The organism is Aeromonas sp. HMWF017 (assembly GCF_003061465.1).
GTDB classification, from domain to species: Bacteria; Pseudomonadota; Gammaproteobacteria; order Enterobacterales; family Aeromonadaceae; genus Aeromonas; species Aeromonas veronii.
Map to the genome: position 1 here is coordinate 1 of NZ_QAJD01000061.1, position 13,897 is coordinate 13,897.

13 protein-coding genes, 1 tRNA gene and 1 pseudogene are annotated in these 13,897 nt (G+C 57.3%); 2 read left to right on the forward strand and 13 right to left on the reverse strand.

Translation table 11 applies throughout. The annotated features are described in order from the left end of the window. Window positions 1-320, forward strand: a 320-nt coding sequence (locus tag DBR30_RS05195) for a PepSY-associated TM helix domain-containing protein (protein WP_181363492.1), incomplete at its 5' end; no start/stop codon positions are given. Window positions 321-760: 440 nt separating this feature from the next. Here DBR30_RS05195 and DBR30_RS05200 read toward each other — a convergent pair. The 13 genes from DBR30_RS05200 to DBR30_RS05255 all read right to left on the reverse strand — a co-directional run bounded on the left by DBR30_RS05200 (window position 761) and on the right by DBR30_RS05255 (window position 13,501). Further along, window positions 761-1,000, reverse strand: a complete 240-nt coding sequence (locus tag DBR30_RS05200; RefSeq protein WP_108540727.1) for a hypothetical protein — start codon at window positions 998-1,000, stop codon at window positions 761-763. Between the two features lie 1,203 nt (window positions 1,001-2,203). Further along, complete coding sequence (locus DBR30_RS05210; RefSeq protein WP_050490101.1) at window positions 2,204-4,345, reverse strand: phage tail tape measure protein; 2,142 nt, start codon at window positions 4,343-4,345, stop codon at window positions 2,204-2,206. 123 nt (window positions 4,346-4,468) lie between these two features. Beyond that, the gene (locus tag DBR30_RS05215; RefSeq protein WP_050490103.1) at window positions 4,469-4,753 is read right to left on the reverse strand and encodes a phage tail assembly protein; all 285 of its coding nucleotides are present in this window, start codon (window positions 4,751-4,753) and stop codon (window positions 4,469-4,471) included. A 197-nt stretch (window positions 4,754-4,950) separates the two neighbouring features. After that, a complete protein-coding gene (locus tag DBR30_RS05220; RefSeq protein WP_258224290.1) occupies window positions 4,951-5,811 on the reverse strand; it encodes a hypothetical protein in 861 nt (286 codons plus the stop codon). Between the two features lie 545 nt (window positions 5,812-6,356). After that, window positions 6,357-9,197, reverse strand: coding sequence for a DUF927 domain-containing protein (locus DBR30_RS05225; RefSeq protein WP_108540721.1), 2,841 nt, complete (start codon window positions 9,195-9,197; stop codon window positions 6,357-6,359). Then, the gene (locus DBR30_RS05230) at window positions 9,194-9,448 is read right to left on the reverse strand and encodes a hypothetical protein (protein WP_108540718.1); all 255 of its coding nucleotides are present in this window, start codon (window positions 9,446-9,448) and stop codon (window positions 9,194-9,196) included. The genes DBR30_RS05225 and DBR30_RS05230 overlap by 4 nt, the downstream gene beginning before the upstream one ends. Continuing rightward, complete coding sequence (locus tag DBR30_RS21170; protein ID WP_181363494.1) at window positions 9,445-9,609, reverse strand: hypothetical protein; 165 nt, start codon at window positions 9,607-9,609, stop codon at window positions 9,445-9,447. Before DBR30_RS21170 ends, DBR30_RS05230 begins: the two co-directional genes overlap by 4 nt. A gap of 2 nt (window positions 9,610-9,611) precedes the next feature. Beyond that, entirely contained in the window at window positions 9,612-9,773 is a 162-nt protein-coding gene (locus DBR30_RS21050; RefSeq protein WP_258224291.1) for a hypothetical protein, read from the reverse strand. Between the two features lie 349 nt (window positions 9,774-10,122). Then, window positions 10,123-10,578, reverse strand: a complete 456-nt coding sequence (locus DBR30_RS05235; RefSeq protein WP_219927550.1) for a hypothetical protein — start codon at window positions 10,576-10,578, stop codon at window positions 10,123-10,125. A 7-nt stretch (window positions 10,579-10,585) separates the two neighbouring features. Then, window positions 10,586-10,804: a helix-turn-helix transcriptional regulator gene (locus DBR30_RS05240; protein WP_108540713.1), complete on the reverse strand. Its 219-nt coding sequence runs from the start codon at window positions 10,802-10,804 to the stop codon at window positions 10,586-10,588. A 137-nt stretch (window positions 10,805-10,941) separates the two neighbouring features. After that, window positions 10,942-11,847, reverse strand: a complete 906-nt coding sequence (locus DBR30_RS21055; RefSeq protein ID WP_146181067.1) for a hypothetical protein — start codon at window positions 11,845-11,847, stop codon at window positions 10,942-10,944. Between the two features lie 96 nt (window positions 11,848-11,943). After that, entirely contained in the window at window positions 11,944-13,152 is a 1,209-nt protein-coding gene (locus DBR30_RS05250; RefSeq protein WP_108540708.1) for a tyrosine-type recombinase/integrase, read from the reverse strand. 263 nt (window positions 13,153-13,415) lie between these two features. Continuing rightward, window positions 13,416-13,501: transfer RNA gene (locus DBR30_RS05255), tRNA-Leu, on the reverse strand. Window positions 13,502-13,644: 143 nt separating this feature from the next. On the opposite strand from DBR30_RS05255, the pseudogene DBR30_RS21650 reads away from it, so the two are divergent. Further along, window positions 13,645-13,897: pseudogene (locus tag DBR30_RS21650) on the forward strand (RDD family protein); the annotation flags it as partial.

Sequence of the window (13,897 nt, forward strand, 5' to 3'; positions counted from 1 at the left end):
CGCTCACCCTGCCCGCCAAGTGGGAAATGCGCGGCGTTACCCTCAGCCAGAGCGTGGCCGCCAGCTATGTTGAGGGTACCCTGCTGGTACGTACCGATCTGCAGCAAGCCAACTTTGCCGCCAGCCTCAACCGGCTGCACCGCGGCATGGGTACCGGCCTCGGCTGGCAGCTGTTTGGCGATATCGCCGCCCTGGCCCTGCTGCTGCTGGCCCTCACCAGCCTGTTTATGTGGACCAAGCTGCACGGCACACCCAGAGCCATCATCGTGCTGACGCTCGCAGGTACCCTCGGGACCCTGCTGTTTGCCCTGCTGGGATAGCGCAACCAGCATATTTCAGCGCCGCAAGACATGAAAAAACAGCAATAGAAACAGTCAGCTGGCGGCGATGCCGTCAGCGGCTATATCAAGAAAAGGAAATAACGGAGAGAGGGAAAAGAGAAGGGATACCAAGAGGTAACGGGAAGTACTGCCTGCTCAGCAGCAACGCACCAATGCGCAGGAACGCCAAAAAACAAAAGGCCATCATTGCTGATGGCCTTTTGTCATGAATTTGATGGTGCCGGGGTCTCTATCGAATTAAGCATATAAGCTATTGTTTTTAAATTGGTGTTAATGGTGGCATTTTCGTTTATACCCCCATAAATACCCCCAAACTGTACGCGCTGGGGTGATATGCTATGACACAAATAACGCCCAAATAAATTTCAGGATGCGGGCTTTCGCTGCAGTGGGTGACCGAGAAGCACCCACATCCTCTCTCATTTCTCGTTATTCGGTTCCGGCAGCATGAGCCCTCTTTCAACGAGAAAAGCGATCACCTCATGCCGGCGCCAAAGAGCCCCACCTTTTGCCATCCAGTTGAGAGACTCGGGGAACGGGGTTCCCTGTGCAGCCCATTCCTGCCGGCGGCGGTAAAAGGTGGTTCTGCCGATCCCACCGAGCAGTTGCTCAATGTCGCAACGGCGGATCAACGCAGGCACCTGAACATTTTTTGCCATATAACCCCCATACCAAAAACTTAACCCGTCTTGGAGCCACCATAGATCATGATGGCCATGGCAATACTTTATAACTCAGTCCGTCTCAATCCCTGATAGGGCCTCGATCTCGAGTGGCAGATATAAACATAAATTCCACTTCCAGCGCACACGCAGATATCAAAGATCGCGCGGTCAATGCCCCCGCAGGGGTGCCCCCCGAGGAAGGACCCAGCCGAAAATCATATGGTAGGCCATGAATTCACCCGCCCAGCTTGCTGCGCGTTGTAGGCTCGCTCACTGACTAAACCTACCCCCACTGCTCCGGCGGAAGACAGTGTGGGGTGAGTGGAGAGACAGCCCACCAGCAAAGTCTCGGCAAGACACATTCCCCAAAACGGGGAGACATTCCCCCAAACAGGGAAGATTGCTTCCCCGAAACGGGGATCCTGGCGTGATGCGGAACGGACGTTGAGCACAGCGACAGCCTTCTCAGTACCAATAACTTCCGCCACCTTTTTGAAGCGCTTGGACATCAGCGCAATTGAAGCATCGTCATCGGCTTTCTTCTGGTCCGGCACTTCTTTACCTGAAATGCTTAATAACGGCTTGCGCTCGGGTTATTGTGGAGGGTTGGTGGAAACTTCAGTTTTTGTGGGGCTGGGTGGTAGACCTTGCGGATTAAGCGCAGGTTTATACCCTGCTACCGATAAGGGTTCGCGGGTAGGCTTGCCGAGTTTGGCGCCGAGTTTCCACACCGAGAAGGTGACTACCGGCAAGCAACAGCGTAGGTGGGGCATATGTCACACATCACGCGGGGTATCCGCAAATGCGCTGAGGAGTTCCACCTATCTTGTATGAAAGGCCTCGGTATTTAGAGGCGAAAAACATGCTTTTTGATTGTCAGGTGTCATTGATGGCGGCAGAGCTCGCAGACTCCTTGTATGAAACACCGAGTTCCTTCATACAAGTATTCTATGTGAAAACAAGGAGCCCCCAATAATGCGATCACCAGGTAACCACGGGGTCACCTGGTCGGGTTATCCGGATAGATGACGGCCACCAGCGAGATCGCCTCTCTGGCAGGGCCGGTTTATTGCAGGTTGAGCTGCTTGCCGAAGCGATCCGGTGATGCCCAGCGGTATTCGCTGCGGTGGTGCTGAACTGGAAGGCCCCTGGCCGCAGCATCCCACCGGGGCCAAGGGAAAGGCCGATCATTTCTTGTTACCCCTGAAAAACATAGCCATCTGGCATCATGCTACGAGCGCTAATACCCTGCTGCCGCTTAAGTTCCTTTACCGCCTCTCTGGCTATCTCTTTTGGATCGGCCCCCGGCGGAGCGTTTATAGTCAGGTCGTACTGGTTATGATTTGTGATGGTTGTTGATCTCTTGCTTCCGGCTATTTTAGGAAGCGGGGGCAGTGATGGATTTGGAAGAGGAGCTGCGGTGTTTGCACCAGGCTCGCTACCTGAGCTGAAGCCAGCCCAGCTCTTGGTCTTTTCCCATGCGTCACCAATTTTATTTCCAGCACTTGTTACTGTGTTTACAGTTGAATTCCACGCACTACCAACCCCACCAGAAACAAGCGTTTTCAGCCCCTCCCAGCGCTTTTTAATGTCATCGATCAGGCCTTTGATTTTTTTAACCGCATAATCAAACTTGCCAACGATGTCATCCCACAGGGCGGTAAAAAATGGCTTCAAGGTATCCCAGTTTTCATATACGACGTATGCAAGACCAGCAATGGCGGTGATCGCCAATCCGATCGGGTTCATCAACAGTGCGCGCCCCATCCATATGATGGCCCTACCAACGAACCTGAACGCCTTGCCAAGTACGGTTAGCCCACCAGCGGCGGCTGTGCTTCCAACACCGGCCACGGTTGCCGCAGCTGATGTCTTGTAAAACAGGCCAACGATCGACAGCATCCCACCTTTCAGGAAGGTGAACGCGAACTTGGTGGCAAGAACAGCCAGTCTCATTGTTGTGAAGGCACCGGCAGCCATAATTACACCGCCCACCAGCTTGGGGTTTGCCGTAACAAAATCCCTTGTTGCTTGCACGACTGGCGTCAATTTATCCACCAGCTTGCCCACGGTCGGATCCAGCGCCCCGCCGATCGCCTTGGTCAGACCCCACACGGAGTTTGATAGCCCCTCGGTCTTTTCCTTGCTGCTGGCCATGACGGTTGCCCAGTCGCGCTCTACCACCCCTTGAGAATCGAGCACCTCCTGCTTGATCTTCTTGTACTCTTCGAGGTTTTGAAGCATGGGGCGAATGAAGTTCTGAACCTGCATGTCGCCAAACAGCTTGGATATCAGCTCCTGATCACCGCCCTTGGTAATGCGGTTGATCTCGGCAATAGCCGCTTCGATGGGGTTGGCTCCTGACGCTTGCGCATCCCGGATCACCTTGGATATGTTGCCGCCCATCTTCGCCGCCTTCTTGGCGGTTTCCTCTGACATGAGCTTGGAGAGGAAGTTGGACAGGTTGTTGGCGGCTTCTGACTCTGATTTTGCGCCCTTCATGGCAATCTGCAGCGCAGAACCCATGGTGGCCACAGCCTCGGTGCCGGTCATCTTAAGAGCTTGGAACGATGAACCAAGCCCGGGCAGCTCGGCGGCCATGGCCTTGAATTCAAAGTTACCCGCCTTGCCCGCCTGCACCAGCATATCCATGGCGCGTTGCATCTGGTCAGGCTTGACCTTGAGCGCATCGCCCATGGTGAACGAGGCGCGGGCCACATCCTCAATATCAGATCCGGTGGCTTTCGCCGTTTTACCGATGGACTTGAGGTTGGCTTGTGCCTCCCCGACTTTTTGACCGGCTGCAACCAGAAAGCCGAAGGCGTTCTTCATGTTTTCCTGGCTGACACCGGTTTGGTCTGAGAGGGTGACCATTGTGCCACCGAGATCAGCAACCTGCTTTTTGGTCATCTCAGCAGTCAGGCCGATCATCATCAGGTCATAGCTGAACTGCGATGATTGCTTGAACATGGCGAAAGATGGCAGTGCGATCGCAGCGCCTGCGGTTGCTGTATTGGCTATCTTCCCGCCGAGCTCACGGCGATCGGCCCCGTTCTCCCGCTGCTGACTCTTGATCCGGTTAAGACGCTGATGCGCCTCGCGCAGCCGGTCAATCTGGCTGGTAATAGCCACGTATTTTTGACGCAACCCATCCACATTACGGCCTTGCTTGCCGAATGTCTGGATTGACCGAGAAAGGAGCTTTTGCTGCCGTTCGGCATAGCGAATAGCGGAGCCAACCTCGTTGACTCCGCCCTTTACCGAACCAAATGCAGATTTGAGACTTGAGGCAACCGCCCCGCCGATGGTGATGGTTGCTGAGAGTTTTTTATTAGCCATCGTCTTTGGGCAGCCCCTTTATCCACCAGATAAACCGTGACGTGCGCAGGGCGCTGATCTCCGCCTTTGACCAGCCTGTGTGCAAGGCCAGCGCTAACACCCCTTGGCGGATGTATTCAGGTGCTAGTCGAGAAAAAAGGTGTAAACCCGCTGCAGACGACCATAGTCGCGCATCGGCAGCTTGCGGATATCGTCCGGCGCCAGCCCACACAGGTTGGCAAAGGCGGTGATCTCGCGGGTTGCATCGTTTCCAGTCATCTGGGCGGCGATCTCTTGATCACCCACGGTCGGCTCGCGCATGCGCAGCACAGACACTTTGGTGCCGCCAATGCTCGCCGGGCGTGACAAGGTGATATCGGCGCTGCCGTCATCGTTGATCTTCAGATATTCAGGGAGTTTGTTTTCCATGATCTCACCGGATTGAATGGATGAGCTGGCAGGCTTACCTGCCGGCAGGATTGACCTCGATTCCATGCAGAAATGTTTCAGACATGTGCGTGGCATCGATGGACACTGTTTCAAATCGTGCCGTTATCATGGCTTTGAGGTGTCGTCCCCTCCTCTTGGGGGATTTCCAGTGGTGGCAGCCACCAGCTGGCAATGGGTCACCTGATCAAGTTTTCCAAGATCCGGTCTGCCTCTGGCCACCCTTTACGCTCGCAACCCATCAGGTACCGAAGGGTTGCCAGAGACTCCTCCCGGCTGCGTGGTCGAAGTTCAGCCAGCAAGCCAAACACAAATGCTTCTCTGGCCCATGCCTCCATTCTGCTCTCGTAATAACCGCTGGCATCGCAGGCACGGCGCAACCGGTATAGATCGTCCCAGTAGGCCAGCTCATGCAGGCAATCACTCAGGGTGTGCGGCATCAACTCCGGCAGAGCTTTGAACCGCCCAGCCACCAGCACTGGCGGATACTCACATTTGACCAACTCCAGCCCGCGGAGCGCTTCCAGGCAGAACGCCTCTGCTGGTGTATCGTTCCACAACGCATCCCCGAATCGTCCGATGGCCTCGGCCCCTCTGGCTCGCCGGGTGATAGACTTCTCGGCCAGCCCATCCAGATCGGCAAACCCGATACTGCCAAGGCCTGCCATGATGTTTCCCCCTCTGGCCACCAGCCAGTTGCCGTAACGCTTCTCCAGCTCATCCGGTGGGGTAGTGATCCGCCCTGCCGCTTCTCTGGCTTGTTCAATTCGGGCGGGATCCCCGGTCTCTATCACCTGGCGCAACCAAAGCAGGGCATCGATCTCCCTGTCCCCTGTAACAACCTGCTGGGGTGGCAGCTCTTGAACCGCTGGCAATGTCTCCCCGCTGCGCTCTATGGGAGGCAATGTGAACATGGCCCGGTGCGTTGGGTTGTCAGTGAACAGCCCAGAGCGGCTGACGATGGCTTTCACCGTCCCCAGAGGGAGGCCAGCCAGAGAAGACACCTCACGAAGTGAATGATGGCGGCGCAGTTCGATCACCTGCTCTCGTTGTTCGTTGCTCAATCTCAATGCAACCCCCTGTTGCCTGAAAACTGTGATGTTGATCGCCTGCTCACGCTCTATAGCTTCAAAAAAGTGGTGGGAACGGTGGGAACAAGGGAACAATGCCCGCTAACCCGCGCCATGACTGGGTTTCTATGTTCCCACCAAGGCCTTGAGGTAGTGGGAACAGGTGGGAACAACCTCAACACGTGGCCTTTTTGTTCCCACTGTTCCCACCTTGTTCCCACCATATAGAGGACTAGGTGGGAACAGCGCTAACCCTTGATATATAAGGCTTGTAGGCTCACTAGGTAATCTTGTTCCCACTGTTCCCACCATTTTTGCCTTGTTTCTTACGCGCGCGCATGAGGCAGGAAGGAAAAGGGCTACACTCGGCAGCCCTCCATTTTCTTCCCCGACACGCCTGTCATGGTTTCTCTGACATTGTCAGATTTCCTATGACACTCAGATACATCCCACTCACTCAGGTTCTTATTGGGGTTGGGGTCAATTTGGCTGCCATCCCATACTTCTGGCTGGCGTTACTCGTCCTCCAACCCCTCCGCCTCGTCAGCCAGTACGCGCTCTGTCAGCAGATACGCCCACACCGAACCACTCATGCCGGGTAGCCTTGCCTTGCGCTGGAGCCGCCTCTTGTCCTTGCCTGTCAGCAGATAGCCAGCCTCGAGACACAAGAGCGCCGCTCGCTTGGGATCTCGTCCCTTGGTGATCTCGGCCCACCCTGGGGGCAGCACAAAGAAGCTCACTCCGTCAGACTCAGCCTTACGGTATCCAACCATGTTGGCCGGACGGTGGCTGGTGTCGAACCAGTCAGCAAAGCGGGTGTATTGGTGGGCTGTGACGAACCCGCGCACCTGCTCCAAGGTCGCTGCGTCCTCCTTGTTGCCAAGGTGGCCACGCTCTGCCAGCCACGCTTTGAGGCAGACCCGCACCGCTCGCAGCGCCTCCCCATCGGGCCAGCCTGTGACCCCCAGCCGGGTTGCCAGCTCACCGGCAGCCGCCACCAGCGCGAACCGGTTGATGGCGCGGCCTACCTGATTGCCCGCCCCCTTCGGCGTCAGTTCGGCGGCCAGGCGCTTTATCTCGCCACGCAGGCGCTCGCTGTGCGCATCCAGATCCCCGGCCAATGCCTCGGCATAGGTTCGAAACGCGCTGCCGTGTTGGCTGTCGCTGTTGGCTTTGAGCGTGTCGGCGAAGGTGCGCCCGCTCTCCATACCATGTAGCCACTCAAACGCCCCGTGGTGGCCGGTGTCGCTCGGGATCTGGATTGTGCGCACCTCCATCCCCGCCTGGGTGCGCTGGCCTGCGCTGGCGGCGTGATCTTCAAGGCTCAATTCCCCGGTGGAGAGGAACAACAAGCGCCACGCCTTGCGCTCTCTCAGCTCCCCATCCTGCTTGCTACGGCCTTTGCCTTGCCCGTTGGCCAGCATGTAGGCCACTTGCCCAGCCTCTTTGCCGTCCAGCTCTCCCAGCTCATCTAGGCAGAGCAAGGCATCATTGCGCCGACTGGCGATCCCCTCGATGGCGTTACCGGTTGCTCGCCATGTCTGGCTGTAGCGATCCGGGTTGCCATAGACACTGGCCGCGGCCTTCATGATGGTGGTCTTGCCGTCTGTGCTCTCCCCCTTGAGGTGGAACCCACCACCCTCCATACCTACCAGAGTCAGCAGTGGGGCTGCGAAGGCGAGCGACAGCGCAAAGCACAGGCGGGAGTTACCCACGGCCAGCGCCGCAACCCCCTGTTGCCACTCAGCCAAGGTACCGCGTTCGGTAAAGTCGCTGGCTGCGTATCCAGTCGTTTGCAGGATCACCCCATCAGCATCAGGCCCTATTGACCCTTGAGGCAGTACATAGGCCCGCCCATGCCAGCCGGTACGCTCCACACAGGTGATCCGGCGCTCAGGCTGACAGCTCATCAGGTAGGCATTCAGCTTGCGCTTGTGGCCCAGTTCGATGAATGGCAAGCCCGCATCCAAGAGGGCGGCAAATACCTCGTCACCGTTGCGCGGTACCAGGGAGCGGACAGGCATTGCCCACTGGCGAGATCGCCCAGCACTATCCAGCCATTCCAGTAACCGGCCATAACCCCGGCCTTGCTCGTCAGAGGTTTCAGCCAGTACCCAGATCGGACTGGAGATCGGTACCCACTCCTGGTGCGCATCCTCGCCCCGACCAACCATCATCAACGCACAGAGGCGATCACCCCGGATCTCGAACCCCTCCGGCAACCTTTGCCCGCTCACCGTGCTGGTGGCTTGCTGCTCGGCGTGGAGCGGGATCACCTCTGCCGTTTCCTTCTGGCTGGCGCCTTGGGTCTGCTCAATGGACAGACCCTTTTCGCTCGTCTGATTGCTGGTGGCTGGTGCGGTGCTGGCGCTCATGATGGCCTCTCGTGTCTTGGTCAGCCCATGGGCTTGGTGGTAGTCGTTCCAGTCACAGGCAACCGGTGGCAGGGCCACCAGCCCACCTACGGCTGCAGCTGCTTGCTCGGCCTTGGTCTTGCCGGGATTACCCTCGGTGCCTTCGTCATTGTCGCCACAGAGCAGGATCCGGGCTTCTGGGTGCTGGCGGCGTGCAATCTCTGCCACGGCCTGCAGGTTACCGGCATCCATGGCGCAATAGACTGTCGCTCCAGTTGCCGCCTGGACAGACAGCCCCGAGGCATATCCCTCCACCACGGCCACCAGCTCCCCACCATCGATACGGTGGAAAGCCCCGGCCTTCTGGCCGCCAGGCAGGTAACGCTTGTCCCCCTCTGTGTTGATGAGCTGAACGTTAACCAGCTCCCCCACCTCATCCCACAGGGGCACCACCAGCGAACCGGGTTGGTATGTCAGTTCGCCCACTGCGATGACCCGCTGAGTGAGCGGCATAGCCAAGCCAGACAGCGCCTTACGTTCCAGATATGGGCTGACCCCTTGCTTGATGTCTGCCGAGATGCTGGTGGCCCTTCGGGCGGCCTTGCGCCGTTGTTGCTCCGCCTGCTTGTGCTCTTGCTCCGCCCTGGCCTGTTGTTGCTGGTGGATCTGCTCACGCGCGGCAGGGTCAAGACCGCCATCCGATAAGCCCACCAGCGGGGCGATCAGCTCGGCGGCCTCTTTGGGCTGCCTGCCGGTCACCTTACCCACCAGATCCAGTCCATCCCCATTCCCGCACTGGTTACAAATCCAGGTGCCACGCCCAGCCTTGTCATCCAGCCGGAACCGGTCCTTACCTCCACAGGCAGGACATGGACCATGCTTGCCACGGCGCGGGATGTCGATACCGACAGCAGCCAGCAGATCAGGCCAGTGGCCACAGGCCGCGGCGACCACATCAGAGACAAAACGAGGCCCTGTGACCCCCCTGATCGCCGAGGTCATCGTTCACCCCCTGTCAGTACGGCCACCAGCTCTTTGAAAGCCCGTTCATCCAATCCGGCTTTGAGTTCCCGCGCTTGATTGGCTGTCACGGCCACTGCGGCGCCGTTGGCTTGGGCAATAAACCGATCTCGGTCTGTTCGCCAACTAAATGCGCTCAGGCTGCCGACTTGTGAGCGTTTGCCGGTGCGTGGGTTGATAGGGCCGGTGAAGGTGGGCTGTTCACTACCGGTTGCCCATGCGAAGTAGATCATGCCTTGCCCCCCTTGGTCGGCTGGTGGGGAGGCTCATCAGGCTGGCTGATCAGTGTCACCATAACCGGCTTGCCATTCACTATGCGGCGCACACGGCGCAGGGAGAGGTCTGCCAGTTCGGCCAAAAACTCGGGGCTCGCCTTCTGCTTGGTCGTTCTCATGCTTAGGTCCTCCCTGTCGGAGTGCGGGACATGAATACCAAAGGCAGGCCAGCCAGAGCGATACGGGCTTGTGCTTCGGTGTCAGCAACGGCGGTAATGGTGCGGATACGGCGCAGGTCTGCCAGTCGGCAGGCGCTCGAGGCGATCAGGAAGGTGAAGATCATGGTATGAATCCTTGGTTTTGATAGACCAAGGCGGATCGGGTAGCCGCAAAGCAGTGCCAAACCAAGGAAGGCACAGTGGGGGCGTTTTCTTTGGCTCCCGACCCATGCCCCCAAAACTGGATAGATCCCCGGCAGGATGCCGGAGACGGGGGAAGAGGTACGAATTGTCCTTGGTTTAGTCACAGCTTTCGGGTGCTTAATCCGCCAGCCACGCCGCCACTTGCTTAAGGTGACGACAGGGAAGATCGTACCGTGTCGCACGGTATCAGGCAACCCTGTCCGCTCGAATTTGGGCAAGGCTTCGCCCTGGGCTCTGCGCCCATTGGTTCTCATATTCATGGTTTATCCCTTACGCGGCGGGCTGGTGGTTAGATGCTGGCGTCTTTGTCGGATATGGGAAGCGTGCGATGTAGCTCGACACATGCCCCTGGCTCAATGGCTGGGCCCCGCGCTGCCTGCGCTTGAGGTTCACCAGTTCAACCAGCTTTCTGGCCTGAGCGCGGTCGGCGACCCAGTAGCGCTTGAAGCGGGCCACGCCATCGCCACTATGCTGGTGGCTGAAATACTCATCGAGAATAGTGATCCCGTGATGGCGGCGCAGTTCGCTGATCGAGTTCCGTGGATTGAGGTCATGTAGCCCTGCCAGAGCCGACAGTGAACTGATCCCATCGGTGCCATTCTCAACCAGATGGAGGGCCACCAGCTCGATCTTGGTAGCGTCTCTGGCTGCCTTGGTGGTAGGATCCCAGTGCTGACTGAGGGTCGTGCCGTTCTGCGGTGCGGCCTTTTCTTTTTTGCTCATCATCGCCCCCTTATGCCGCTTGGCCTTGAGCGTCCATCCACCGGCGCACATCCTCCACCCGCCAGGCAGTTACACGCGACCCCAGCTTAATCGGCTTCGGGATTTTGCCATCTGCGGCCCAGCGCCATAGAGTCACCTCGGCGATCCCCAGCATGGGGGCCAAGATTTTTGCTCGGACATAACCCTCTGCGGGCAGAACTCGAGGTTGATGAGATTGATGTTTTGACATGGCTTATTCGCTCCCGTGATGTATTACCCTATCGAGAGCGATTGAAGCATGAGGAAGCGCGTTCTCTATGTACGGTACAAGTTACCTCACGGGAGGTGCTGGTACCGTACAGTCTGTAGACCCACCAGCATCACGGCTTAGCAACGCTTATAAACTTCGTTTCTACCCTCCGCCGCACTCAATAAACGCTGGATAGATTCCCGTGATAGGGGAGCGTCATTCCCCCCAAACAGTTCATTCGAGTGATCCCACAAAGCATTGGCCCAAGCAACATAGGTCACGCATTCATCAGGCCATCTACTGCGCGCATGAAGGGCTGCAACAAGCACGCGCTCTCTGGTAGAAGCATGGTATTCCGCGGTTGGATGTGGCTGAGACTCCTCCATATATGGGTTGCCCCATTCTCGGCGTGATTCGCTGGTTACCTTGCTCATTACATTGCCAGACTTCATATGCGCCTGAATTTTTAACAGATCTTCACGCACCACGCGCAACCGCTTTTGCATATTGGGTATTACAGCGCCACTAAGATCGACCCCTAACGGGTCCCCCTCTTTCCACCATTGAGGCAATTCATTACCCACAAACCTAGTAGTGAGAGTCCAGCATATGTCCTCATGCATGGGGGGCGATTGTATTTGAGCAATATCGTAGGGAGTAAGCGCCCAGAGTCCGGTAATATTTACCTCCCGATGCCGCCAGCCATCTTCTGGCCGCGGCAAACCTATGGCGGCATTGTATTGATATCCCCATTGGTAATAGGAGCTTTCTCGACCACCATCTACTGTCGGCAGACTATTAAAATTCGTTGGTGGTTCTTCGTGATGAAAATGTATTTCATCAACAAATATCGCATAGTCTTTACCGGCAATTTCATAGTCATAAAATTCGGCATAGAGCGTGATGGCCCCTACTGCGGCCCAGTGATAAATATCCTCAACTTCACAAGTTAGTAGCCTTGCAGCTCGCTCTGGGGGGCAAAATTCAAGAGGGGCTAATGGGGGTAATCCTGTTGCTGGCTGTTTTTGTGGTTGTTTTGCCATTGCGTTCACCTTCTAACGCACCCTTGAAATGGTCGCCGGGTCAGGCGGGCAAGGCGTCCCGCTCTTCGATCGGCCAATCTAGGCCCGGCAAAGTCGTTACACCGCTCGGTTGAAATTCACAGGGCGCACATTGCCACCTTGTTGGGATTCGTAGAAGTCAGCAAGCCACTGCAACAGCTTGCGGCGGTCATCCAGATACTCGGCCCGGTGATAGGCAGCCCGCACCTTATTGCGTTCAGCGTGGGCCAGCTGGCGCTCGATAACGTCCGGATCAAAGCCCTCTTCGTTCAAGGTGGTGGATGCCAGAGCCCTGAACCCATGAGGAGTAGCAACGCCCGCATACCCCATCCGTCCCATCGCATAGCTCAGGGTGTTCTCACTCATGGGCTTGGTCAGGTTGCGCTCACTGGGAAATAACAGATCACAATGACCGGTGAGCTGGTGGAGCTCATCAAGGACAGCCAGCGCCTGCCGGGATAGTGGGACGATATGCTCTGAACGCATCTTCATCCGCTCAGCAGGGATCCGCCACTCTGCCCGCTCCAGGTCGAATTCATCCCAGCGGGCAAAGCGCACCTCGCCCGGGCGGGTCATGGTCAGCATCAGCAGATGGAAAGCAAGGCGAGTAGCAGGGTTCAGGGGCTCAACAGCAAGACGGCGGTAGAACTCTGGTAGTTCCGCCCGGGGCAATGCTGGCCGGTGTTCTTTCTTGGCGGCTTTGAGTGCCCCTTTCAGGTCTTGAGCTGGGTTGTAGCTGGCTCGGCCTGTCTGGATGGCATAACGCATGATGGCACTGATCCGCTGCAGCACTCGCCCAGCTGTTTCGGTCGCTCCGCGCTTCTCAACTTTCCGCAGAGCCTCCAGCATCATGGGGGCGGTCAGTTCAGCAACAGGAACAAGCCCAAGATCGGGGAAGGCATCGACCTCCAAGGATTCGATTACCCGAGTGGAGTGGCCTTGGCTCCAACGGGCAAGCTGGCTTTGGTGCCACTCCCGCGCCAATGCTTCGAAACTGCTTTCGCTGGCCAGCCGACTAGCAACCTTGCTTTGCTTGCGGACCAAGCCGGGATCAACGCCATCGGCGATCAGGCGGCGGGCATCATCCCGCTTAGCTCTCGCCTCTTTCAGTGACACCTCTGGATAGACACCCAGGGCAAGCGCCTTCTCTTTGCCACCATGGCGATACTTGAGCCGCCAGTACTTACCAGACTGATTGACCAGCAGGAACAGTCCCTTCTCATCGGAAAGCTTCTGAGGCTTGCCGCTGAACTTGGCTTGCCTGGCTGCGGTATCGGATAACGGCATGGGGGTATCTCCCGTCTCTGCTTGGGGGTACTTATCGCATGCTGGGGGACAAAAAGTGGACACTCTGCGGGCCTGTAACGGCGCGGGCTGGTGGCCTGAGGGGGTACTTTTTACCCCCATCTGGACTGATACCCCCAGATGTACCCCCGGCAATGGGGGTATGTCATGAGGCTATATGATACGACAGGAAATAACAAAAAACCCGCAGAGCCTTAAGCTATGCGGGTTTCAGGTCTGCCGTGATACGGCATGAAACTGTAATATGGTGCCCGGGGTCGGACTCGAACCGACACGGTTATTCACCGGCGGATTTTGAATCCGCTGCGTCTACCGATTTCGCCACCCGGGCAACTGCGAGGGATTATACGAATGGCGCGATGCCATGCAAGGTGTTTTTCGATTGAACACTCCCGTTTGTTCATTTATTCAACGCCTTGCCGATGCGGGGCCAGTTACATAGAATGCCGCCATCATCTTAATGGAATAAAAACGATGGCCAAGCCTAAAAAAGTCCAACAAAAATCCCCCTCTCCCGCCACTCAGCCATACCCGTCAGCAGGTCTGCTGCGTCGCCTCGGCGCTCTGATTTATGATGCGCTGGTGGTGACTTCGCTGCTGATCATCGCCGGCTTTATCGGCATGGGTGTCGCCAAGCTGTTGCTGATCACCGGCATGGCAAGCGTACCGGCGGGTGAAGATACCGTCTGGTTGCTGACCCGCCACCACCTGAGCCTGATCTACACCC

Bases quoted from the DNA above. Each gene is read 5' to 3' on its own strand.
- DBR30_RS05210 (WP_050490101.1), bottom strand. From the start codon at position 4,345: ATGGCTAATAAAAAACTCTCAGCAACCATCACCATCGGCGGGGCGGTT.
- DBR30_RS05230 (WP_108540718.1), bottom strand. From the start codon at position 9,448: ATGATCTACTTCGCATGGGCAACCGGTAGTGAACAGCCCACCTTCACC.
- DBR30_RS21050 (WP_258224291.1), bottom strand. From the start codon at position 9,773: ATGATCTTCACCTTCCTGATCGCCTCGAGCGCCTGCCGACTGGCAGAC.
- DBR30_RS21170 (WP_181363494.1), bottom strand. From the start codon at position 9,609: ATGAGAACGACCAAGCAGAAGGCGAGCCCCGAGTTTTTGGCCGAACTG.
- DBR30_RS21055 (WP_146181067.1), bottom strand. From the start codon at position 11,847: ATGGCAAAACAACCACAAAAACAGCCAGCAACAGGATTACCCCCATTA.
- DBR30_RS05200 (WP_108540727.1), bottom strand. From the start codon at position 1,000: ATGGCAAAAAATGTTCAGGTGCCTGCGTTGATCCGCCGTTGCGACATT.
- DBR30_RS05240 (WP_108540713.1), bottom strand. From the start codon at position 10,804: ATGTCAAAACATCAATCTCATCAACCTCGAGTTCTGCCCGCAGAGGGT.
- DBR30_RS05235 (WP_219927550.1), bottom strand. From the start codon at position 10,578: ATGATGAGCAAAAAAGAAAAGGCCGCACCGCAGAACGGCACGACCCTC.
- DBR30_RS05225 (WP_108540721.1), bottom strand. From the start codon at position 9,197: ATGACCTCGGCGATCAGGGGGGTCACAGGGCCTCGTTTTGTCTCTGAT.
- DBR30_RS05215 (WP_050490103.1), bottom strand. From the start codon at position 4,753: ATGGAAAACAAACTCCCTGAATATCTGAAGATCAACGATGACGGCAGC.
- DBR30_RS05250 (WP_108540708.1), bottom strand. From the start codon at position 13,152: ATGCCGTTATCCGATACCGCAGCCAGGCAAGCCAAGTTCAGCGGCAAG.